20 protein-coding genes and 3 tRNA genes are annotated in these 23117 nt (G+C 33.3%); 9 read left to right on the forward strand and 14 right to left on the reverse strand.

Annotated features, from left to right (window positions below):
- Nucleotides 1-91: 91 nt before the first annotated feature.
- The 6 genes from OM075_RS20880 to OM075_RS20905 form a co-directional block, all read right to left on the reverse strand.
- Entirely contained in the window at nucleotides 92-583 is a 492-nt protein-coding gene (locus tag OM075_RS20880; protein ID WP_301192497.1) for a phage integrase SAM-like domain-containing protein, read from the reverse strand.
- Nucleotides 584-927: 344 nt separating this feature from the next.
- Nucleotides 928-1437: an NAD(P)H-dependent oxidoreductase gene (locus tag OM075_RS20885; protein ID WP_301192498.1), complete on the reverse strand. Its 510-nt coding sequence runs from the start codon at nucleotides 1435-1437 to the stop codon at nucleotides 928-930.
- Between the two features lie 71 nt (nucleotides 1438-1508).
- A complete protein-coding gene (locus OM075_RS20890; RefSeq protein WP_301192499.1) occupies nucleotides 1509-2378 on the reverse strand; it encodes an AraC family transcriptional regulator in 870 nt (289 codons plus the stop codon).
- Nucleotides 2379-2504: 126 nt separating this feature from the next.
- A tRNA-Asn gene (locus OM075_RS20895) sits at nucleotides 2505-2578 on the reverse strand.
- Nucleotides 2579-2614: 36 nt separating this feature from the next.
- Nucleotides 2615-2688, reverse strand: a tRNA-Asn gene (locus tag OM075_RS20900).
- 36 nt (nucleotides 2689-2724) lie between these two features.
- A tRNA-Asn gene (locus tag OM075_RS20905) sits at nucleotides 2725-2798 on the reverse strand.
- Between the two features lie 163 nt (nucleotides 2799-2961).
- On the opposite strand from OM075_RS20905, the gene OM075_RS20910 reads away from it, so the two are divergent.
- On the forward strand, nucleotides 2962-3942 hold the full coding sequence (locus tag OM075_RS20910; protein ID WP_301192500.1) for an adenosine kinase: 981 nt from the start codon (nucleotides 2962-2964) through the stop codon (nucleotides 3940-3942).
- A gap of 90 nt (nucleotides 3943-4032) precedes the next feature.
- On the opposite strand, the gene OM075_RS20915 is transcribed toward OM075_RS20910, so the two are convergent.
- From OM075_RS20915 to OM075_RS20925, 3 genes are all read right to left on the reverse strand, one after another.
- Nucleotides 4033-4992: an AEC family transporter gene (locus tag OM075_RS20915; RefSeq protein WP_301192501.1), complete on the reverse strand. Its 960-nt coding sequence runs from the start codon at nucleotides 4990-4992 to the stop codon at nucleotides 4033-4035.
- Between the two features lie 83 nt (nucleotides 4993-5075).
- Nucleotides 5076-6230: a diaminopimelate decarboxylase gene (lysA, locus tag OM075_RS20920; protein WP_301192502.1), complete on the reverse strand. Its 1155-nt coding sequence runs from the start codon at nucleotides 6228-6230 to the stop codon at nucleotides 5076-5078.
- A 13-nt stretch (nucleotides 6231-6243) separates the two neighbouring features.
- On the reverse strand, nucleotides 6244-7554 hold the full coding sequence (locus OM075_RS20925) for an aspartate kinase (protein ID WP_301192503.1): 1311 nt from the start codon (nucleotides 7552-7554) through the stop codon (nucleotides 6244-6246).
- 226 nt (nucleotides 7555-7780) lie between these two features.
- Between OM075_RS20925 and OM075_RS20930 the strand changes: the two genes are divergently transcribed.
- Nucleotides 7781-8353: a flavodoxin family protein gene (locus tag OM075_RS20930; RefSeq protein ID WP_301192504.1), complete on the forward strand. Its 573-nt coding sequence runs from the start codon at nucleotides 7781-7783 to the stop codon at nucleotides 8351-8353.
- A 46-nt stretch (nucleotides 8354-8399) separates the two neighbouring features.
- Here the strand turns inward: OM075_RS20930 and OM075_RS20935 are convergent, their stop codons facing one another.
- Together OM075_RS20935 and OM075_RS20940 are read right to left on the reverse strand one after the other, a co-directional pair.
- On the reverse strand, nucleotides 8400-9122 hold the full coding sequence (locus OM075_RS20935; RefSeq protein ID WP_301192505.1) for a tRNA threonylcarbamoyladenosine dehydratase: 723 nt from the start codon (nucleotides 9120-9122) through the stop codon (nucleotides 8400-8402).
- Nucleotides 9110-9769: a TatD family hydrolase gene (locus tag OM075_RS20940; RefSeq protein ID WP_301192506.1), complete on the reverse strand. Its 660-nt coding sequence runs from the start codon at nucleotides 9767-9769 to the stop codon at nucleotides 9110-9112. The genes OM075_RS20935 and OM075_RS20940 overlap by 13 nt, the downstream gene beginning before the upstream one ends.
- A 706-nt stretch (nucleotides 9770-10475) precedes the next feature.
- Between OM075_RS20940 and OM075_RS20945 the strand changes: the two genes are divergently transcribed.
- The gene (locus OM075_RS20945; RefSeq protein WP_301192507.1) at nucleotides 10476-11810 is read left to right on the forward strand and encodes a sigma-54-dependent transcriptional regulator; all 1335 of its coding nucleotides are present in this window, start codon (nucleotides 10476-10478) and stop codon (nucleotides 11808-11810) included.
- Between the two features lie 14 nt (nucleotides 11811-11824).
- Here OM075_RS20945 and OM075_RS20950 read toward each other — a convergent pair whose 3' ends face one another.
- A complete protein-coding gene (locus tag OM075_RS20950) occupies nucleotides 11825-14371 on the reverse strand; it encodes a hybrid sensor histidine kinase/response regulator (protein ID WP_301192508.1) in 2547 nt (848 codons plus the stop codon).
- A 78-nt stretch (nucleotides 14372-14449) separates the two neighbouring features.
- Between OM075_RS20950 and OM075_RS20955 the strand changes: the two genes are divergently transcribed.
- From OM075_RS20955 to OM075_RS20980, 6 genes are all read left to right on the forward strand, one after another.
- Nucleotides 14450-14833 (forward strand): (deoxy)nucleoside triphosphate pyrophosphohydrolase, encoded by a 384-nt coding sequence (locus OM075_RS20955; protein ID WP_301192509.1) that lies wholly within the window; start codon nucleotides 14450-14452, stop codon nucleotides 14831-14833.
- A gap of 58 nt (nucleotides 14834-14891) precedes the next feature.
- A complete protein-coding gene (locus OM075_RS20960) occupies nucleotides 14892-15161 on the forward strand; it encodes an acylphosphatase (RefSeq protein WP_301192510.1) in 270 nt (89 codons plus the stop codon).
- 112 nt (nucleotides 15162-15273) lie between these two features.
- Nucleotides 15274-17472 carry a DUF748 domain-containing protein gene (locus OM075_RS20965; RefSeq protein WP_301192511.1) on the forward strand — a complete coding sequence of 733 codons (2199 nt, stop codon included), beginning with the start codon at nucleotides 15274-15276 and terminating at the stop codon, nucleotides 17470-17472.
- 123 nt (nucleotides 17473-17595) lie between these two features.
- Nucleotides 17596-18195, forward strand: coding sequence for a Crp/Fnr family transcriptional regulator (locus OM075_RS20970; protein WP_301192512.1), 600 nt, complete (start codon nucleotides 17596-17598; stop codon nucleotides 18193-18195).
- A 97-nt stretch (nucleotides 18196-18292) separates the two neighbouring features.
- Nucleotides 18293-19600, forward strand: a complete 1308-nt coding sequence (locus tag OM075_RS20975) for a T9SS type A sorting domain-containing protein (protein ID WP_301192513.1) — start codon at nucleotides 18293-18295, stop codon at nucleotides 19598-19600.
- Between the two features lie 370 nt (nucleotides 19601-19970).
- Complete coding sequence (locus OM075_RS20980) at nucleotides 19971-21218, forward strand: OmpP1/FadL family transporter (protein WP_301192514.1); 1248 nt, start codon at nucleotides 19971-19973, stop codon at nucleotides 21216-21218.
- 207 nt (nucleotides 21219-21425) lie between these two features.
- Here the strand turns inward: OM075_RS20980 and OM075_RS20985 are convergent, their stop codons facing one another.
- Complete coding sequence (locus OM075_RS20985; protein ID WP_301192515.1) at nucleotides 21426-22430, reverse strand: tRNA dihydrouridine synthase; 1005 nt, start codon at nucleotides 22428-22430, stop codon at nucleotides 21426-21428.
- Nucleotides 22431-22738: 308 nt separating this feature from the next.
- A complete protein-coding gene (locus OM075_RS20990) occupies nucleotides 22739-22957 on the reverse strand; it encodes a YwbE family protein (protein WP_301192516.1) in 219 nt (72 codons plus the stop codon).
- Nucleotides 22958-23117 lie beyond the last annotated feature (160 nt).

Consider the following 23117-nt stretch of genomic DNA (forward strand, 5'->3'; position numbering starts at 1 on the left):
AGATGTAATTTTGTCACACTAACCATTTTTAGTTACCCAAATCCAAGGGGGTCAATATGACCGGAATGAGGGGTCAACATCACCGGAATATCTATTTGTCATTTTTAAGTAACCAATTCTCGTATTTTGTCAAAAAAGATACATCAATTTCATTGAAGTAAATATAGTCGCTTTGCCTAAAGGATAACAATGACTTTAAACTTGCTGTATAACTTATAGCTGTACTTACTCTTTCTTCTGTATTAAGTTGTTTTATATAGGATTCGTAATAAGTATTAATTGACGGTCTTCCTTTAGGTGATTTTAGGTACTTTTCAAAAGTGTCAAAATCAAAATCCGGTAGATTATTAATGATGTCATTAGCAGTTTTCTCTAAGGCTTGTAAATTAAGTTTCACTTTCTTATTCTCGCCTTTACTATTAGGAGACATTACTGTATCAAATTCATCTTGAGTATAAACATACTTAGTTGAGTAATACTTTTGCCTTCTTTGATAAGTAACTCTTAATCTAACTATATGCCTTTTATCTTTTCTAGTTTTACGAGTATCTAGGATAATAGCTGTTGATACGGTTTTGTTCATAAGTCAAAAGTAACATACATTATAACATACAAATATAGTAACTTTTGGTAATTTTTTATAATCTACGTGAATTACAAAAGACGTAACATATTGACTATATGATATTATATAAAATTTAGTAAGTTTTCATAAAGTATAAAAATATAACTGGCAGTCAAAAGGTCATCGGTTCGATTCCGATATTCTCCACATTGAAAATAAAGGCGTTCGGAGGCTTCCACTCTGGGCGCTTTTTTTGTTTGTACCTACACAACAACTAAATCCCTTTTACAAAAAAGTTGAGAAACAAAAAAAGCCTTTGAAGCTAACTCCAAAGGCTCTGTATAATATTTTTATCATTGTTCTTAAAGCAATGATGCTGCATATGTTTTTGCGTTTTCCTCAACAAATTCAGGAGTAATTCCTTGATTTGCTCCATACAATCTGTGAGTTGGTAAAATTTCACATCCACAATATTGGAATGAAACATAAACTGGTTTTAATAAGTCCTCAAGTGAAACCATTGTTTCATAAGTTTCCTGAGCACCACCTGTTGAAACAGCAAAACCAATCTTTTTTCCCTTCATTTTATCTCCATCAGGACCAAATGCCCATCCATAAGTCAATACCTGATCCATATACTGTTTTAAAGCATAAGGAACTCCAAACCAATGTAATGGAAATTGAAAAATAATCTCATCATACTGAGATAACAATTCCTGCTCTGCAGCCACATCAATATTTAAATCCGGATATTTCGCGTATAATGAATGAAGTTTAATATTGTCTGAATACTTCTCTAATTCGCTAACCCATTTACTATTTACTACTGAACCTTCAATATTTGGGTGTGTTACAATTACTAATTTTGACATCTTTTTATCTTTTATTATTTTTTTGCGTCAAAAATATTTTGTTTCAGCATTTCATCACCTATCATTATGCATCAATTCTTATCATTTTGAAATTTTTTCCGGTAATCACCTGGTGAAATACCTTCAACATCCTTAAAAAAACGCGTAAAATTAGATGGTGCAGAAAAATTAAACTTATAGGATATTTCTGCAACAGTAATACACGATGCCAATAATTCTGTTTTACATGCCAAAAGAAGTTCATTCTTAATAATTGAACTGGCATTTCTACCAAGGAGCTCAATACATATTTTATTAAGATGATTACGTGTAATTCCCATTAAATCGGCATAACCATTCACTGTTTGAATTGAATGTATATTCTTTTTTAACAGCGTTTTAAAATTGATGACTTCCGAATTGGTATTTAATGCCTCTTTTATCTGAAAGTAACTTACATAGTTACGGTTGATCTCAAGTAACAACTGATATAAGTAAGCATTTAATAAATAGATACTGTCATCTTTTATATTGGCTATTTCATTCATTATCTTCTGAATAAGAAAATAATAATTACTACACTGCCCGTCCTTTACTGGTAAAATAGGATGTAAACTATTAAAGTTAAAACACTGCAACCGATACAAAAAGAAAGCATCCTTTAAGGTATACTCAAAAATTTCCTGCTCAAAAAATACTACGTACGAGTCTTTATTAAAGGAAATATCCCATTGACGAGCAACAAGAGGTGGCAACATAACGATGCAGGCACCATCTATTTGATAAATTTTATTCTCAATTGAAATAGTACCTTCAGCTTCGGTAAAAAAATACAGTTCGTAAAAAGATGTTGTATGCATTTCTTTTAAGGAAGTACTCAGTGCTGATATTTCATGTATACTTAAACAATCAATCAACAACTCCTTGTTATGCTTGTTTCTATTAAACTCAAAAGTTCGCATTTTTTAATTCAGGTATTTTTTCCTAAAGTTATATTAAGACTCACAAAAGATAAAAAGAACTGACTTTGTTTTGGAAAGAATAATAAACAAAAAAAGAGACCCGAAATAAATCAGATCTCTTTTCTGCTCCCCCTCTAGGACTTGAACCTAGGACCCCCTGATTAACAGTCAGGTGCTCTAACCAGCTGAGCTAAGGAGGAATAAGTGTTACTTTTGTAACATGTGTTTTAAAAATGCTCCCCCTCTAGGACTTGAACCTAGGACCCCCTGATTAACAGTCAGGTGCTCTAACCAGCTGAGCTAAGGAGGAATGAGAGTCACTTTTGTAACTTGTATTTTAAAAATGCTCCCCCTCTAGGACTTGAACCTAGGACCCCCTGATTAACAGTCAGGTGCTCTAACCAGCTGAGCTAAGGAGGAGTATTATTTATTCCTTTATCAATATTTCATCTGTTTCACTCTATCGTTTTAGAATGTGTTTTTCACAAATGCGCTGCGAAAGTAAGAGGAAATTTAAAAATATGCAATATCTTTGTAAAAAAAAATTCAAAAAAATTTCACTTAAAATATTAAATAGCTGATTATGAGCAAAGTTCTAGGAATGGGAAATGCACTGGTAGATATCCTTACAAAAATGGAAGATGATGAATTGTTGCAAAGATTGAATTTCCCTAAAGGAAGTATGCAATTAGTAGATGCTGAAACCTCATCTAAAGTATTAGAGCATATTTCACATTTAAAAACAGAACAAGCTTCCGGAGGTTCGGCCGCAAACACCATTCATGGTTTATCATGCCTTGGAATACAAACCGGATTTTTAGGAAAAGTTGGAAACGATGAATTGGGTGAATTCTTTAAAAAAGATATGAGCTCAAATAATATTGAACCTAAATTACTAACCAGCGAAAACGAATCTGGAAAAGCAATCGCTTTAATTAGTCCTGACTCGGAAAGAACTTTTGCCACGTTTTTAGGAGCTGCCGTTGAATTAAGTCCTGATGATATTGTAGAAGATTTATTTCATGGCTATACACACTTTCATATTGAAGGATACCTGGTGTATAATCAACCTCTAATTGAAAAAGCTTTAAAATGCGCTAAAGAGGCCAAATTAATTGTTTCATTAGACTTAGCCAGCTTTAATGTAGTAGAAGATAACCACGCCTTTTTAAAAGACATGGTGGCTAAATACGTGGATATATTATTTGCTAATGAAGAAGAAGCCAAAGCTTTTACTAAAAAAGAAGAAAAAGAGGCTTTAGACATTATGGCTAAAGACTGTAACATTGCTGTTCTTAAGCTAGGAAGTAAAGGTTCAATTATTAAACATTTTGAAACGACTTTTGAGGTTGGAGTTATTCCTGCTAATAGCATTGATACAACAGGTGCTGGTGATTTATATGCTGCCGGATTTTTATATGGCTTACTAAACTTTTTGCCAATTGATAAATGCGGACAAATTGGAGCGCTTCTTTCCGGAAATGTTATTGAGGTTGTAGGACCTAAAATGGAAGATGACAGATGGAACAAGATTCATAGTGAACTTGAAAAGCTTAAAAACTAAAAGACACAAACATAATTTACGAAGGAGGCGCTATTTTAACAAAAATAGCGCCTCCTTAATTTTATCTTATTGGGATTACTGAATCCAACTTTATATTAAAAACATTAGCCATAAAGGAATCATCCCTAAAGAAACAATATGACTGATTAAAACCGTTCCACTTAACAGGTTTTGATCTCCCCCATACAGTTCTCCCAAAACAAGACTAGCGATTGCATTAGGCATCACACAAACGATTAACATTACATTTTGGTACGGATGATCAGGAAACAACATTTTAATCATTAAAACGGCCGCAAATGGAATAATAACCATCCTGAATAAAGTAACAATCCATATGTCTTTTGATTTAAGATCTCCAAACTTAATTTTACCCATTCTCCCTCCTGTCATAATTAACGATAATGGAATTGTTGCCTGACCTAAATCGTAAATAGTTGAATTGATATATTTAATGGTTGAATACTTTTCAATCAAAGCACCTATAGATGTATGAAACTGAGAGAAAACAATCATTACAATTAATGAAAAATAGATACTCATTAATGGCGCTGACAACAGATGTTTTAAATTTTTAAAGTTAAACCCCTTCTCCCTTTTATTTAAAATAGCCATTCCTAAGGTCCAAACAGTAATCTCTGATCCCAAAGTGGAAAGTATTAGCGCAGCCATATGTTGTTCATCGTACAGCTTTGCAATAATAGCTAATGGAAGAAAAGAATAGTTATTGATCGTAAATTGATACAACATACTCTTTTTATGTTCGATATCTCCCTTACTGAAAAATCCATTGTATATTAATCCGATAAGGTAACCTATAAAAAGAATAAAGAATGCTGCTACCGGAAGCTGCCACGAATCCATCACTTGTTCCAGCGAATAATTTCTGGTCATTGAACTAAAAATAAGGCACGGGTAAAACACCTTAACAATAACCTGACTAAAATCTTTTAATGCTCCTGCACTAAGTATGTTTTTACGAATCAGGATGTATCCTGGTAACATCATTAAAAACAAACTACCAACATTAATAAACAATGTGTAAAACATCTTTACTTAATTTATATGAACTAAAAAAGGTGTGCCAAAAGACACACCCTCTATCATTATTTTCAATATTGCTGCAAAGATAACTATAAATCGCTCGAATAAAAACCTTTTGGCAGAGCTCTTAAATTATATTGATTTGCCATGATTTCTCCATATGCACCAGCTGAACGGATACATATTAAATCACCGCGCTGAGTAGTAGGAAGAACCACTGCTTTTCCAAAACAATCTGACGATTCACAAATTGGACCAACAACATCATATTTTTCTTCTTCCCCACTTGAAGTAAGGTTTTGTATTTTATGATATGCCTGATATAATGCCGGACGAATTAAATCGCTCATACCAGCATCAACAATAGCAAAATTTGTATTTACACCTTCTTTTACATAAATTACTCTCGAAATCAATGATCCACACTGACATACAACAGAACGACCTAATTCAAAGTGAACTTCCTGACCTTCTTTTAACTCCAAAAATTCATCAAATATTTTAAAGAAAGCTTTAAAGTCAGGCATTGGATTTTCATCCGGATTTTCATAATCCACACCTAATCCACCACCTACATTTACAATCTGTGGTATTGCTCTTCTTTTTTCAAACAACTCCTGTAATTCATTTACTCTGGTACAAAGCTGTTTGTATGAATCTAAATCATTAATCTGAGATCCGATATGAAAATGAATTCCTTTAAAATTGACATTATTTAGTTCATCAATTTTATCCATTACCTTTTCAAGGTCCCAGATATAAATTCCAAACTTATTTTCTTCGAGCCCGGTTGTAATGTAATGATGGGTATTTGCCTTTACATTAGGATTAATTCGTAATGCAACATTAGCAACCAAACCTTCTTTTTCAGCAAGTTCATTAATCACTTCCAACTCAGGAATAGACTCCACATTAAAACAGCCAATATTATTTTTAAGGCCTGTAATAATTTCTTTATCAGACTTTCCAACACCTGCAAAAACAACTTTTTCAGAAGGAAAACCTGCATCAAGAGACGCTGAAACTTCATTTCCACTTACACAATCTGCACCTAAGCCATAAGAATTAATGGTTTCAAGAATTCTTTTATTAGCGTTAGCTTTAACCGCGTAGTGAATATGATAACCATACTTTGACGACTCTTCTTTAATTACCTGAAGCGTTTGTTCAAGCAACTCCATGTTATAATAGTAAAACGGAGTTTCTATATTTTGTAGTTTCTCAACCGGAAAATGATTTGTCATTATAATCTAATCCTTAAAACAATTTATCACTTAATGCATTAAGCGCATCTTTTTTATACTTTTTATCTACCAAGATAGATACATTGTAATTACTTCCTCCGTATGAAATCATACGAATTGGAATTCCTTTTAATGCTTCAAATATTTTATTTGCATAACCAATATTATCTGCAACTAAATCTCCAACAACACAAATAATTACTTGTTCACCATCAACATCAACTGTTCCAAACTTTTTCAGGTCATCAACAATATCATCAAGATGCTTACTGTTGTCAATGGTAACTGAAACGCCAACCTCAGAAGTTGAAATCATGTCAATTGGAGTTTTGTAGGTTTCAAAAATTTCGAAAACCTTACGAAGGAAACCATAGGCTAAAAGCATTCTGCCCGACTTAATTTTAATAGCAGTAATATCATCTTTTGCTGCTACGGCTGCAATTCTGTCTTTTTCCTGAGCTGATGAAATTAAAGTTCCCGGTGCCTTTGGCTCCATGGTATTTAATAATCGTACCGGAACATTTGAAAGTTTTGCCGGAAGCACACTTGTTGGATGTAAAATCTTAGCTCCAAAATATGCCAACTCTGCAGCTTCATCAAATGACAGGTTTGCAACTGAATGCGTGTTTTCAACAAAGCGAGGATCATTATTGTGCATACCGTCAATATCAGTCCAGATTTGTATTTCATCGGCATTAATGGCTGCTCCAATTAAACTTGCCGTAAAATCACTACCTCCACGCTGTAAATTATCTACTTCACCAAAAGCATTTCTACAAATATATCCCTGAGTAACATAAATTTCAAACCCTGGATTTTCTGATAATACTTTTGAGCAGTTTTCTTTTATATAAATAGTATCTGGCTCATTATGCTTGTCAATACGCATAAAATCCAACGCAGGAATCAATGCTGAGTTTTTTCCGATTTCTTCAAGATAAAACTGAAACATTGCAGTTGAAATCAATTCACCTTGCGCAAGAATTGCTTTTTCCTCAAAATTGGTAAATACATCTATTGTAAAAGATTTAATATAGTCAAAATGAGACTCAATCATCTCTTTACCCTTCTGTTTATATTCTTCAGACTTGTAAAGTGCATCTACTTCTTCGTAGTACTTTTGCTCTAACTCATTGATTAGTTCATTTGCACCATCATTATTTTTCTTATACAAATAGTTCGCTATTTCTACTAAACAATTTGTTGTTCCTGACATAGCCGACAGTACAACAATTTTTTGTTCTCCATCACAAACTAAACCTGCGACTTCTTTCATTCGCTGGGCGGTTCCTACAGATGTTCCACCAAATTTTAATACTTTCATAAAGAAAAGATTTTTAATAAATCCTTATATAAAACCAAAGTTATATGCGTTAAGCGATACAAAATTAAGACATTATTTTTATAATCTGAAGAAAGCTAACAATTAAAACACAAATATCACATTTTGTTATATTTTTAACATTTTGTGGATTTTTGTTTGTTTTTTGGCCGCTCTTCCATCGTCTATTTATAGTAAAGTATTTACTTTTGCAGCAAACAAAATCAATATGCAAGCAATATTAATAAACGGAAGTCCACGAAGAAACGGTAATACAAAGGGATTGCTTAAAATTACTGCTCAGGTATTAGAAGAACAAGGTATAAATACTGAAATAGTTAATATAGGTGGAGAACAAATCAGAGGATGCACGGCATGTAGAAAGTGCGGTCAGCTAAAGAATCTTACATGCGTGATCAATGACAAATTAACTCCGGTAATTGAAAAAATGCTGAAAGCCGATGCTATTATTATGGGGTCGCCAACTTATTTTGCCGATATTACTCCGGAACTTAAAGCTTTAATTGACAGATGTGGTGTGGTGGCAAGAGCAAATGATATGGCGCTTTCTAAAAAGATTGGTGCAGCTGTAACTGTTGCCAGAAGAGCCGGAGCCTTAAATGCTTTTGACTCCATTAATCATTTTTATTTAATGAGTGATATGATTGTTCCGGGATCGACATATTGGAATGTATCTAAATCGGCAGCAATCGATGATTATCAAAAAGACGAGGAAGCCCAAAGAACAGTAAGTAATTTAGCACAAAACATAGCCTGGCTTCTTAAAAAAATACACAATTAAGAACAAAACAAGCTGCCTGAATAAGACAGCTTGTTTTTTATATCATTTATTGTTCCAGATCACCAACTAAATCCCTGATCACTTTACTGGCAATAAAGCACCCAAATATTGGCGGCATGTAAGAAATCGTACCTACCGTTGTTTTTTTGTTACGCTCGCCTTCTGTTTTAATAATATATTCCCGGGGAACTCCTTCATAGGAATAAACTACGGGGATGCCTTTACGTATTCCTAATTTATGTAATCGCTTACGCACCATTCGCGCTAAATTACAATACTTTGATTTACTGATATCACAAATTTCAATCTTTGAAGGATCAAATTTACCACCAGCTCCCATTGAAGAAACAATTGGAATTTGATTTTCAAAAGCCTCTTTAATTAATGCCACTTTTGGCGCTAAAGTATCTATTGCATCAACTACATAATCAAATGAATTTGACAACAGAGTTTTAAAACCCTCTTCATCCATGAAACTGTCAATGACTTTAACCTGCAAATTGCTGTTAATATCCTTCAACCTTTGCCCCATTACTTCTGCTTTTGATTTTCCCAAAGTACTAATCAATGCAGGCAACTGTCGGTTTCTATTACTTTCATTTATAATATCACCATCAACAATAGTCATATTACCCACACCTGCCCTGGCAATCAATTCAGCTGCATAAGCACCAACTCCTCCTAATCCTACTACCATAACATGCTTATTTGAAAGATCCTCTAACTTTTCACTTCCCAAAAGCAATTCTGTACGTTCTAGCCAATCCATCCGTCTCTTAAAATCCTTTTAAAATTCAACATTATTTTAATTTCTAATTCCTCTGTAGAAATACGCAGCACATCTTTAGCCTTGCTATAAATATCTTTTATTTCCTCATCTGTATCATCCGTTTCAAACAAAACAAAACTCAAATCGATTCGGTTTAACAACCGACTTGCTTTTTCTGTATTCCTGAAAAAATTTGGCCCCAAAGAAAGAAAAATATTTTGTTTTATGAGTTGTTCTGCCATTTCTAAAGATCCATTGAATCCATGAATAATCCATGGTTGTTGAGCTTTAGTTTCCTTTCGGATATTAAGTATTAAATGATGACTTTTTACAGAATGAATAATAAGTGGTAACTCATATTGTTCTGACAATACAATATGTTGACGAAAAACAATCTCCTGTCTGGGAATATCCTCGATATATTTATCCAATCCACATTCCCCTATTATTTTAATCAACCCTTTTTCACAAAGATGCTTCAGTTGATCAAATGCTTCTTCCATATCGATATCCTTAATATGCCAGGGGTGAATTCCACAAGACAAAATTTGATGTTCAGATAAAATCGGTACCTGATCAGATGGATAAATATTAACAACTGAAATTCCTTCTGAATTTAAATGATGCGTATGAGCATTGACAAACATCTATTAAAATATCATTTCGTTAAACCTGAATACAAATTAATAATAAATTCTCATCCCCACATACACATAATCTCTATTCAAATATCCACACTATGTAGCCACATTATGTAGATTTATTTCCACACTTTTTAAACAATTGCAACATATCAAAAATTCACAACAACAACCTATAACTCTATTATTATGACACTTACAACCATTTTATGCAAAAAGAATAAAAAGTGGCATAGTTTTGCCAATAACAGAAGCATAACAAGTAATAAATAAAATGAATTCTACAGTTTGCAACAGGTTAATGGCTCTAATGATAACATCTCTATTTTTATTAATAGGTATTGTTTTATTAAAGGGTGCTTCAATACACTCTTCACACCTTAAGCATCATGAATTAAAAAGTTACACTATTTATGATAAATAAGTAAAAGTTTCTCATATCACATACGGTTAAGGTATCAACAACACAACACACACAACACACAACACACAACACAAACGATACCACTAACTCTAGACTATTGTTACCATATATAGTTAAATGTAGTTCTAGGCTGCGGGTCAAAACGTTGACCCGCATTTTTTTTGCCTTTTCATTTATAAAAATTCATTACCAATATTCATTTTCGCATTATTGACATATCTTTGAACAATAATGAGTATTTCGTATTTACATACTTTATATTCTTAAGGGCAAAAATGAACTTACTATATGTTTAATATATTAATTGTTGATGACGATACTTCTTTTGGGTTAATGATTGAAGGTTTTCTAAAAAGAAAAGGCTTCAACACTACCTATGCCAGTAATTTTAACAATGCGCAAAATCTTATTTCTCATCAAGAATTTGATCTTATTTTAACAGACTATCGTTTAGATAACGCTACAGGATTAGATCTTTTACCCATAGTTAAAAAGAAAAATCCAAATACTCCGGTTGTTTTAATTACGGCATATTCCGATATTCGTGTAGCTGTTAATGCAATAAAACTGGGTGCTTTTGAATATGTAACCAAACCTATTAATCCTGATGAATTACTTCATGTAATCAACAGAGCTTTTGAAAAAATAAGTCCTAAACCCAAAGCTCAGAAAACAAGTTCAAAACGAGAATACATAAAAGGAATTAGTCGCTATTCGTTAGAAACAGAACAGCAAATAGAATTAATTGCACCTACCGAACTTTCAGTGCTAATACTTGGAGAAAGTGGCGTTGGTAAGGAATTTGTTGCTCAACGAATACACGAATTAAATACCCGAAGTAAAGAACCCTTTGTTGCAGTTGATTGTGGTGCGTTGCACTCTGACATTGCATCGAGTGAATTATTTGGTCATAAAAAAGGCTCGTTTACAGGAGCCCTGGAAGACAAAGTTGGCCATTTTGAAATGGTGAAAAACGGAACCATCTTTTTAGATGAAATAGGTAATTTGAGTTATGATGTTCAGGTAAAACTTTTACGAGCCATTCAGGAACGAAAAGCCCGCAGGTTGGGTGCCAATGAAGAATATCCTATCTCCTGCCGAATTATTGCAGCAACCAACGAAAACTTAAGAGTATCATCGTTTAGTGGTAAATTCCGTGAAGATCTTTACCATCGCTTAAACGAGTTTTCTATTCATATTTTACCTTTAAAAGATCGTAAAGACGATATTCTGTTTTACGGATATAAGTTTCTGGATTTTGCTTTGCAGGAATTTAACAAACAGAACATCATCATCAGCAGTGCTGTTAAGGATATCTTTCAGCAATATGAGTGGCCAGGGAACCTGAGAGAATTGCGCAATGTAATCAGAAGAGCTGTTTTACTTTGTAAGGGCGATGAAATTACAATTAGCAATTTACCAAATGAAATTCAACAACCTCAGCAATTAACAACTGATGAAGATCCGGTTCAACTAAAGGAAGTGAAAGAAAAGTCAGAAAAAGAATTGATTTTAGAAACATTAGAAAAAACAAAGTACAATAAAGCCAAAACAGCACGCATTCTGGGCATCGACAGAAAAACGCTTTACAATAAAATTCATCGGTATAGAATTGATTTGTAATCTTTTTACCGAAATTAATCCATAATATTCTGAAGATCAGTTTTAATCGGTTGCCATAAGGTTTTTAATTCAGATAATAAGTTTTCCATAACTTCTTCCTTTAGATTTACATCACGGGTACTTTCAATCTGTGTTAGAATGTGAATGCCATGTTCTATTTTAAATTGTCGGAAGCCAGTAAGCATTTTGTGTGCTTTCTCTGCTGTTTGATGATGATCCACTTTACGTATTGCATCCTCCGTATCCTTTATCCCGACATCTGTATTTTCGATAAAAGTTTGAATAATAGAATCTAAAAACGCTTTGTCATCTCCTGTAAAGGATTTTACACCATCAAGATCATAAAGTTGATTTGCTTCCTTGCTTTTCATTTCTTCGGTTTTATTATTTGGGAATGATTCTGTTTCATTTTCTACGGGTTCACTTTCATTATCTATGTTACCAAATATTTCTGTTAGCTTTTCCATAATCTGATTATGTGTAAATGGTTTTGCCATAATCCATACACTTTTATTATCATTAGCCTTCTTTAATTCAGCATTAACCATATCTGCTGTTAAAAACAAAATTGGGGTATCAATATGCTTTTCTTCACGAATAATATGCATCAACTGCAAACCATCTATTTGAGGCATATGTAAATCGATCATCAACAAGTCATACTGATTATGCTCCAAAGCCTTTAAAGCCATATCTACTGAGGAATTAACATCAAGCTTTTGGCATTTGTGGTGTAATATGCCATCTATCACCTGGCAAATCATTTCATCATCGTCAACAGCCAAAATACTTTTGTTTTTAAAACTGTAGACAGATTCATTTTTTGAAGATTTGGCAAGCTGTTTTCCCTGAACATAAGGAATATCGAATTTAAAAGTACTTCCCTCATCCATTTTACTCTGAACACTAATTGAACCTCCCATAGCCTCAATAATTTGTCTGCTAATGGATAATCCCAATCCTGTACCTGTATATTTACGTGAGAGGCTAATATTGACCTGGTTAAACATCTTAAAAATACTTTTCTGCTTATCCTTAGGAATACCTATTCCGGAATCTGAAACAGTAAAAACAAGTTTATCCTTTTTCAGCTCTACCCCATATTTTACATATCCCTCAGGTGTAAACTTAAAAGCATTGCCAATTAAGTTAATCAATACTTGCTTTAGCCTTAAGGAATCCGATTCAAAAGCAATTAATTGATCATCCACAGTGTAACTAAATTCAATTCCTTTTTCGTAAGCCTTTAAATCAAACAAATGATGCAATTCTTCCATCATTACTTTAGCATCAATCTGATCTTTAAAAAACTCAACTTTACCTGATTCCAGACTTGAAAAATCAAGAATATTATTGATCAAACCAATCAGATGCTGTGCCGACAATTTAATTCGTTCCAAAATATCTTTTTGCTGTCCTCCTAATTTCAGCATTGATAATTGTTCCGAAAAACCAATTATAGCAGTTAATGGAGTTCTGATTTCATGACTCATGTGAGCCACAAACTGCTCCTTAACCTTTAGTAAACGATCAACTCTTTCCTTAGCCCTTATGATATCATTGTTCAACTTCTGGCTCTTGGTAATATCACGACTTATCCAATAAATAAAAAAGAGCATTAACGAAATTGCTGAACTTACCAACAGTAAAACCCTATCTAAAAAGCTACTCCGCATGGATTCCATTTCAGCCCTTCTTCGTGCATTTTTCTGAACGGAAATATTCTGAAGATTATTAACGATGGATTTAATCTGTTCTGTTAATATTCTATCCAACTGAATCAAATCATTTTCATGTCTTTGAAGTTTTCGGTTAAACAATTCATCTTGTTTACTGGCCTTTTTTAGTTGTGTTTTAATTTGCTTGATATTTTGATCTGTTCGAACCCGCTTTTGAACAGTAGAATCAACTTGCTTACTGATTGTGGGAGCAATTTCCTGAGCCACATCTTTTTTCTTTTTTCCACTTAAAAAATCACTCATTCGTTTCAAAAACCCTTTTCGTTTTTGGTCTTCAGGCTCTTCCTCTTCAATTGAAGAAGTATCCTCATCCAAAGAATCTACTTTAACTGTGGTATAGGTATACTCTGTAATCTGATAATTCAAAGAATCCGGAATTGATTCCAATAAACTCTCTGCTGAAGTGCGATGAAGATTAATAATGTTGATCTGTACCAACTGATCCATCAACTCCTTCTTTTTCAAATACGATCGTTTTACCTCGGCAATACTATTAACTGAACTCTTATCAGTAAACAACTTGGGCAAGTACGATATAATACTAAGCACCGAATCATGATGCAGTTCATATTGTTCCTTATATTCTTCGTTTCCGGTAACTCCATAAACCCTGCTTATCCCCTCCGTTTCAATAATTTCAAAAATGAGTTGATTCAGATAAGTAAATTCCTCCTCATTGGTTACACTCTCGTTTTGAACTTTGATAATGGAGGCCACAGAAAAATATCCAATGGTAAAAATTACAATGGCAATAGCTATAATGATAATAAACCCAAGCGTAACTTTGGTCTGAATCCATTTTTCAGGAACAATCTTATTCATAAAGAGTGGTGTTGTATTTGAAAAATAAAAATAAGGATATTTTTGTCGAAGTAAAATTCAAACAACCAATTTACAATTATGATAATAAAAGTTACCTGCGCCATTATATTTCACAACAATAAAATACTTGCAGCAAAACGAAGCAACTCCATGCCACACAGCGGTTATTGGGAATTTCCGGGAGGCAAAATAGAAGAAAATGAATCGCCCGAAGATTGCCTGATCCGGGAAATCAATGAAGAACTGGATTGCTTGATAGAAATAAAAGAGCAATTACCCTTATTTACGCATCAGTTTTCTGATAAACACATAGAATTGCAACCATACATCTGCGCCATAAAATCAGGCACACCCAGAGCCGTTGAACATTCGGAGATTAAATGGCTTGCAAAAACAGACTTATTAAAAATACAATGGCTTCCGGCAGATGTTGATATTGCAAAGTTTTTACAATCATTTTAGTAAAAATCCTTTTATTAAAGCGCTCTAAACTGTAAATTGTAAGGTAAAATGTTTAGCTATGAGAAGGGTGAAAATAATTGTAAGTGGAAGGGTTCAGGGTGTAGGATACAGATATTATGTAAGAGACCACGCCAAACAACATGGAATTAAAGGTTACGTAAGAAATTTACCCGGAGGAGAAGTTGAAATTGATGCAGAAGGAGAAAGAAGTAGCTTAGGAATTTTTATAACAGATTGTAAAAAAGGCCCCAGATTTTCTGATGTTTTTGATTGTATGATTCACGATATAACCCCATATGGCTTTGATCGTTTTACTATAAAGCATTAACATTCAGCTATTGAATTCAAATTTGATTTCTATTATTTATACTGATTATTACGTGGGAAAATAAAATTTTCGTTTATTTTGTTTACTTATTTTAATCCCTCGTTTTTTAAGTATGAACATCAAAAAAAGATATTATATCTTAGGTGGTATAAGCCTCATTATTTTTATTACACTATTTTTTCTTTCAACCATCATAAAAAACTACCTGGTTAAACATGGTGAAGAACTGGTTGGCCGCAAACTAGACCTGAAAGAACTACATATTAACTATTTTAAAGTTCAGGTAACTGCACGCAACTTTACTTTATTTGAAGAAAACAAGAAAGATACTTTTGTATATTTTAAAGAGTTATTGGTCAATTATGATCCATGGAAAATGCTTTCGAATGAATATGCAGTTTCTCAAATAAGATTGGTTAATCCGTATGTTTCTATAAAACAAAATGGAACTCAATTTAATTTCGATGATTTAGTACCTCCGGCGGACACAACTATTATTGAAGAAAAAACAGATACACTTCAAATTGCAGAAAATGAAAATGTAAAATTCTCCATCCGAAATATCGATTTACAAAATGGAGCTTTTAAATATTACGATCAACAAATTGACAACCTTTTAAATTTTGACGACCTGAATTTAAATTTACCCTTAATTGCCTGGGATAGTCAAAGTAGCGAAATGGGGGTTCAATTTTCAATTGGTAAAAATGGTCGTGTTAAAGTGGATGCAGAAATAAACCAGCAAAAGTCCCAATACAATGTAAACTTCGGAACCTCAAACATTCAGTTAAATGCCTTTACCAATTATTTAAAGGATTACATGAATATTGATTCATTCAATGGATTACTTCAGTCTGATATTAAAATTAAAGGTAGTATAGAACAACCTGATCAAATATTAGTGAGCGGAACGGTTGCTATAGATAGCTTTAGTATGGTTGACCTAAATGGAGCCAGTATGTTTAGTGCGCATCAACTTTATACAAAACTAGATTCTATTGATTTAGAAAAATCACGATATATCATCAACAATATTTCTATAGACAGACCAGAGATTTCTGCCATCTTAAATAAGGATAAAAGTAACTGGGAATCATTTTTTGATCCAATTCTTTCAGATACATTGAACACAGCTAATGAAGATTCCATTGCTACGTCAGAACCAAATCCATCACCATTATATTATCGAATTGACACAGTATCGGTTACGAATGGCTTAGTGGCTTTTACTGATAATACACTGAACAGGGAATTCAGTTACAACATTAAAAATATTGATATTAAGCTAAATGCGGTAACAGAGCAAAACAATGCTATTCCTGTTAACTGGAGTATGAAGTTCAACAACGATGGTATGTTTATTGGCGCATCACATTTTAGTATCAAAAACCCATTGAATTTCTTTTACGATGGTGCCATTACCGATTTGGATTTACACAGCTTTTCGCCTTATACCGAATATTATCTGGCCTATCCCATTGTTTCAGGATTATTTAATTATGATGCTGATATTAAAATGGATCCACAGAAGCTTGAAAATAACAACCACCTTTTGGTAAAAGAAATGCAGTTTGGCAAAAAAACTAAGGACCCAACGGCTTCTAAATTACCGGTTAAACTGGCACTTTATTTAATAAAAGATGCTCAGGACAATGTTGAATTCGAACTGCCCGTAACAGGAAATCCTTCAGAACCTGGATTTAAAGCAGGCCCGGTAATATGGAAAACTTTTGGCAAGTTTATTACCAAAACAGCAACTCAGCCTTTTAGTAGTCTGGCCCGCTTAGTAGGTACACAACCTGAAGAATTAGAAATGGTTCCATTTGAATACACTCAGGACTCCTTATCTGATAACCAAAGAAAGGTATTGGATAAAATTGCAGAAATACTAACGAAGAAAGAAGAGCTCATTTTCTCTTTCCGTCAGGAAGTAGTGATGAAAGAAGAAATGAAACAACTGGCCATCAAACAAGTTAAAAACCAATACATCACAGAAACACCATCTTTAAAAATAACCAATTGGAAAAGAGTTCAGGATAAGGATGAAAAATTCAAACTCTATTTAGCTAAACTCTTACCTGAGGAAAACACGCTATCTGTAGAAGAACAATGTTTAAAAATAGTGTCAAAAGAAGAACTTCAGTTGGCTTTTAATGATTTATATACCAAACGTAATCACTTATTAAAAGCCTATATGATAGAAACAAAAGCATGTAACCCTGCATCAATTAAACTACTCAATGTAGATTTTAACAACATGCCGGCAGAATTGAGTAATCCGGAATTCAGAGTAGAGGTTTCTGTAAAGTAACCTCTTTCGTATCTTTTAAATTTGACATTAAACAAATAGGAAATAAGGTGTCCATTAATCTAATTTATTATAATTTTTTTATAAACTCAACATTCCAATCTTAACATCAAAAATCATTAATCTATGAAGGTTGAAGAGTCCGATTTTAATGCTTTATACCATTTTTTTAGTTCTTCTGCTACATTAGAAACTGAAGTGTTTAACAAGATGTGTTCTCATTTAAAGAAAAAGCAATTTTTAAAAGGAGAGCCTATTCTGCGTGCCGGCGAAATAGAAACTAAATCCAGTCTTGTTACAAAAGGCATTGTGCATCAGTTCATTTTTGATGATGATGTGGCAATAACTACCAACATAACTCCTCAGGGCTTGCCTTTTAACAGTTTAAAAAGTTATATAGAAGGAAGTCCTTCTTTAGAAATTCAGGAAGCAATTACTGATGTTGAAATCATATATCTTGAGAAAAAAGATATGGAATTATTGGCTCAGGAAAACCACCAGGTGAGTTATCTGCTCTATAAAATTCATGAAAATATTTTACTGGACAGAGAAAACCGCATGCTATTGTTGCAATACCGTAATCCGCAAAAACGGTTTCGTTTATTTCATGAAATTGTAGAACGATCAAACTGGATTTTAGATGGAACACCAGATAAATATATTGCCAGCTATTTAAACATGACTCCCCAACAATATAGTAAAGAAAAACGATTATTTTGTATGTAAATTTCTGCTTAAAAAATAGTCCAACTTATCTCAGGATAACTTTGTTATGTAAATAATTGTTTTGTTTTGTCAGTGAATTAATCATTGATAGCGCAAAATGGCAAAAAAAGTTATTACCACATTCTTGTTAGTGCTTTTATGCACCTATCTTAAATCTCAGGATGTTAATCAACTAAATGCACATACCCAGTTAAAGCGTCATTCCGCTTTTCTGAATATTTCATCAGATGCTCCATCTACCGATAAAACCAAAAATCGTCTTGACAGTATTGTTGAATATAACCTCAATGAGTTGACTTCGGAATGGGATAAAAAGTATTTAAAAGATGAATACATCTACCATAACTCTGATATAACCGAATACAAACTAATGTTATGGAATAAACTTCAAGGTGATTGGGAAAACAAAATCAAAGAAGAATATGATTACGCTTCACCTCACCAAATGTCTGGTTCTATTACTTCTTTATTTATCAACAACAATTGGGTTAACGATACAAAAAAGGAATATAAATACATCAATAACAATTTGCTTGACGAAATAATAGAATATACCTGGAATAGCGAAACAAGCATCTGGCAGGAACATAAGAAATGCAAATACCTTTATACATTTGATGAGAAAATTGATGTTATATTATTTTATGATTATGATGTAGAGAATACAAATTGGATTACCCGAAAAAAAACAACTTACGAATATATTAACGATAAAATCCATTACATAAATAAATGGATTGATAAGGATAATCAATGGCAGTTAAACGAGCGATATTGGTACTTGTATGATAATATTAAATGGCAATTATACACCATATCCTATTACCAATGGTATGATGGAGATAATGATCTCAAACTAATTAGCCGAAAAGGATTTAGCTATAATACATATGATGAATTCGCATCTGAAAGTGAAGTTTCGAGGTCAGTTAACGAAACCCAATGGTCTGCCATATCAAAACAATCAAGTGAGTTTGATGATTCATATAGTTATGAGGAGTTGTTGCTTCCATACAATCCTTTATTATTTACACCATTTTACTTTCACCATAAAACCACATCCAGTACTATTTCAACTAAAGAGATAAACAACGATCCATTTATCCCTTATCGTCATATTAAATTCTTTTATCGTAATGATGATACAAATACAGATACATCTGAAAAGGATATATTCACTTTAAAAGTTTTTCCCAATCCAGCCACCGATATATTGTGGGTTGAAGGCTATAACGAAATGATGCCTATCCGAATCGAGTTGTTCTCATTAAATGGACAAAAAGTGCTCGACCAAAAACTTATCAATAATAATACAGTTGATATCAGTCGCATTAAAACAGGGATATACATTTATAAAGTAACCCAGGATAATCAGGTAAATACCAACAAAATTTTGATCAGATAAAGTTCCCCAATTCATAACCAAGAGATCACTCTCACCCCGTTCCCTCCATCGCAGTCAGCAAGAATTATCCCGGATTAGATATACAGATTGTGATGGAGGATTTTTATATCCTCTTATCGCAACTTTAAAACGTTTTACCAACTAAGTCGAAAATAAGTAAAACTTTAAGAAATCTAATTTTTATTACACATAATATCCATCTTATTACCATTGCATTACACACAAATTTAGACGTCATCTTTTCTATAAATGAAACCATTATGTAAAACATGCGTACTATGGTCTGCTTTTAACCATTAATCGTCTTATTCTATAAATCATAAATGAATTTAAACTTGATATAATAACAATTACACACAAATTTTAAATGATGAAAAAACTTAACCGTCTTTTTTTGATTACACTTTGTTTATTAGTGGTTACTACAGCAAAAGCAATTGATGGATACCATATGTTAGGATATGGAACTGTTAGCAAAGGAATGGGTGGCGTAGGTGCTGCATATTACAGAGCATCTATTGTTGGAAACAACCCTGCAGGTAGAGCCTTTTTAGATAAACAATACACTGCATCTTTAACCTTCCTGTTTCCTTCAACAAGTTATACTGTAACAGGTGCTCCAAGCGGAGACGGAATACTTCCTTTAGTTCCTGGCAAAGTAGAAAGTGATGTGGATTTAAAATTAGTTCCAAATTTAGGTGCAAACTGGAGATTAAGCGACAATACAGCTTTTGGTCTTTCGGTATATGGAACCGGAATTGCTGCTGATTTTCCAACACAAACTTTTTACGATCCTACAAGTGAAAATACTTCTGTTACTTTTAATCAGTTATACCTTGAGCCATCTTACGCAATTAAATTTGGTGAAAAACATGCTTTTGGTATTTCGGCTTTATTAATGTGCCAGACTTTTGAAGTTACCGGAATATATTCATTTGGTGCCATGTCGCAAAATCCGGAACACTTAAGTAACAACGGAATGGATTATAACTTTGGTGCCGGTTTTAAAATTGGTTACATGGGTGAAATTCTTAAAGGATTAAACTTTGGTGTAAGCTACCAATCACGAACTTTTGCCGGAAAACTATCAGAATACGCAGGTCTTTTGGCTGAGGATGGAAAACTTGATGCGCCATCGGTTATTACTGCCGGTTTAAACTACCAGGTATGCGATAAGTTTAAGGTATTGTTTGATGTACAAAAGATCAACTTCAGTGAGGTAAAATCTTTAGGAAACTCTATCAATAATTTATTAGTTGAAAATAACCTTATGGGCTCTGATAACGGACCAGGATTTGGATGGGAAGATATGACTGTATTTAAAGTGGGAGCTGAATTTAATGCTTCAGAAAAACTTGCATTAAGAGCTGGTTATGCATATGGCAATGAACCTGTTCAGGAATCAGAAGTTTTATTCAACATTTTAGCTTCGGTAGTAAACAACCAACATATTACATTAGGAGCCACAAAAAAAATAGGTGCTAAAGGTAAAGACTTAAATCTTGCATTAGTTTATGCTCCTGCAAACAATGTAAAAGGACCAAACTCACTTGATCCTGCACAACAAATAGATCTTGAACTTGGTGTTTTCGAAATTGAATTAGGAATTACTTTCTAATTCTTTACAATCTCAGAATACAAGTTTTTATATTCCCTAAAACTAAACCACACTTGATTTCAGGTGTGGTTTTTTCTTTATAAAATATTTTCATTTAACACAGAGTCAACAGATCTATTTCTCAGAGTTATGCAGAGTTTTTTTACAACTGCTGGTGCAAGTTTGCAACTTGTACCCATTCAATAAATAATATCCCAATAGTTACTCTTATTCTCCAACATTTACCGCAAAATAATTCTCAATAACCTCATTTAAATCATCCATATTTTTGGTTAACATCAAACCTTCACGTAAGGCTCCTGCTCCGCGTAATCCTGAGATATAAATCTTAAAGAATCGTTTCAATATGTTCCATGGCTTTTCTGTTTGCCAGGTTTCACTGAATAATTGAGCGTGACGCATCAAAGCATCCAATCTTGTTTTAGCTTCTTCCGGAGCTGCTGAAGTATTAAAAAACCACGGATTATGAAAAATTCCACGACCAATCATGATTCCATCTAAATCATATTTATCAATATAGTCATAACCCTGTTCCAGGCTCAATACATCTCCATTTCCTATGATTTTAATGTCCTTATTTAACTCTTTTGCCAGCTGTTTGGCCTTGGCAATTTCATTCCAGTCGGCCTGACCTGTTGACAACATTTTCTGAACACGGCCATGCACCGTTAATCCCTGAATATCGGTAGTCAATAAATGCGAGATCCATTTTTCGGTAACCACCTCTTTAACTCCAATACGCGTTTTTACACTTACCGGAAGTGAAGATCCCTCAATGGTAGCTTCAATAATTTCTTTGGCCAAAGCAGGCTGATCAATTAGTGCCGAACAAGCTCCTTTTTTAATAATATTTTTCATGGGACAACCCATGTTAATATCAATACCATTAAAGGAAGTATGCTCGCTAATATATTTTGCTGTTTGATAAAAATTTTCAGGATTGGTTCCCCAAATTTGAGCTACTAAAGCCGTATTGGTTTTATTTAAAAGCTCCTGCTCACTATCATTAATTCTTAATCGCTGCGCAACCCTCTCCCTTCCTTCCGGATGACAAAAGCCATCGGTATTCATAAACTCACAAAACAACACATGCAAATGCTCCGGATTACTAATCTCCATTACTAACTGACGAAAGGTAGTATCAGTTACATCCTCCATCGGAGCCAGCATAAACATAGGGCCTTGGTTATCTTTCCAAAAATTACTTGCCATTTAATATAAAGTTCTGTTTTTCAAATTCCATTAACTAACGTAAACTGAGGTAAAAAGTTTAATTTCTTAACCGCAGAGTTCGCAGAGGTCTTCACGGAGTTACGCAGAGACTTTTCTTCTATTTATGTTTGCGCTGGTGTGTGCTTGTAGCTCGTTCCTTAATTGCTATTGCACTTGTCCTCACAATTGCTATCGCGCGTGTCCTCACGAGTGATTCCTCCATTAATATAAAGTTTTCTCACAAATGTACATTGAGTTTTTCTTCGTGTCATCTGTGATGAAGTGAAGCGCCTTTGAACTCTCAATGGTTAAGATTCTTCTTCAATCACATTCTTTACTCTTCCAACTTCTCCTGTTTCTAACTGAACTTTGATTCCATGAGGATGATTGGCAGACTTGGTTAGTATCCTTGAAACAAAACCTTCAGTTAATTCTCCTGTTCGTTGATGATGCTTTTGTACAATTTCCACTTCGCAACCAATGCTAATATTGCTTCGTTTTCTCCCATCAAGTACATTACGTTCCATAATATGATATATATTAAAAAGTGGTGAAAGTAAGATTAATAATTTATGATTGAAAACTTACAAGAATTGAGAGTGTTCAAAACTTTGTGTCATAATAGATTAAAAAGAAAATAACTTTGCCTCATGACAAAAGAATTTGATTACAAAAAGTTTAAAGAAG

The organism is Plebeiibacterium sediminum, from assembly GCF_026013605.1.
GTDB classification, from domain to species: Bacteria; Bacteroidota; Bacteroidia; order Bacteroidales; family Marinilabiliaceae; genus Saccharicrinis; species Saccharicrinis sediminus.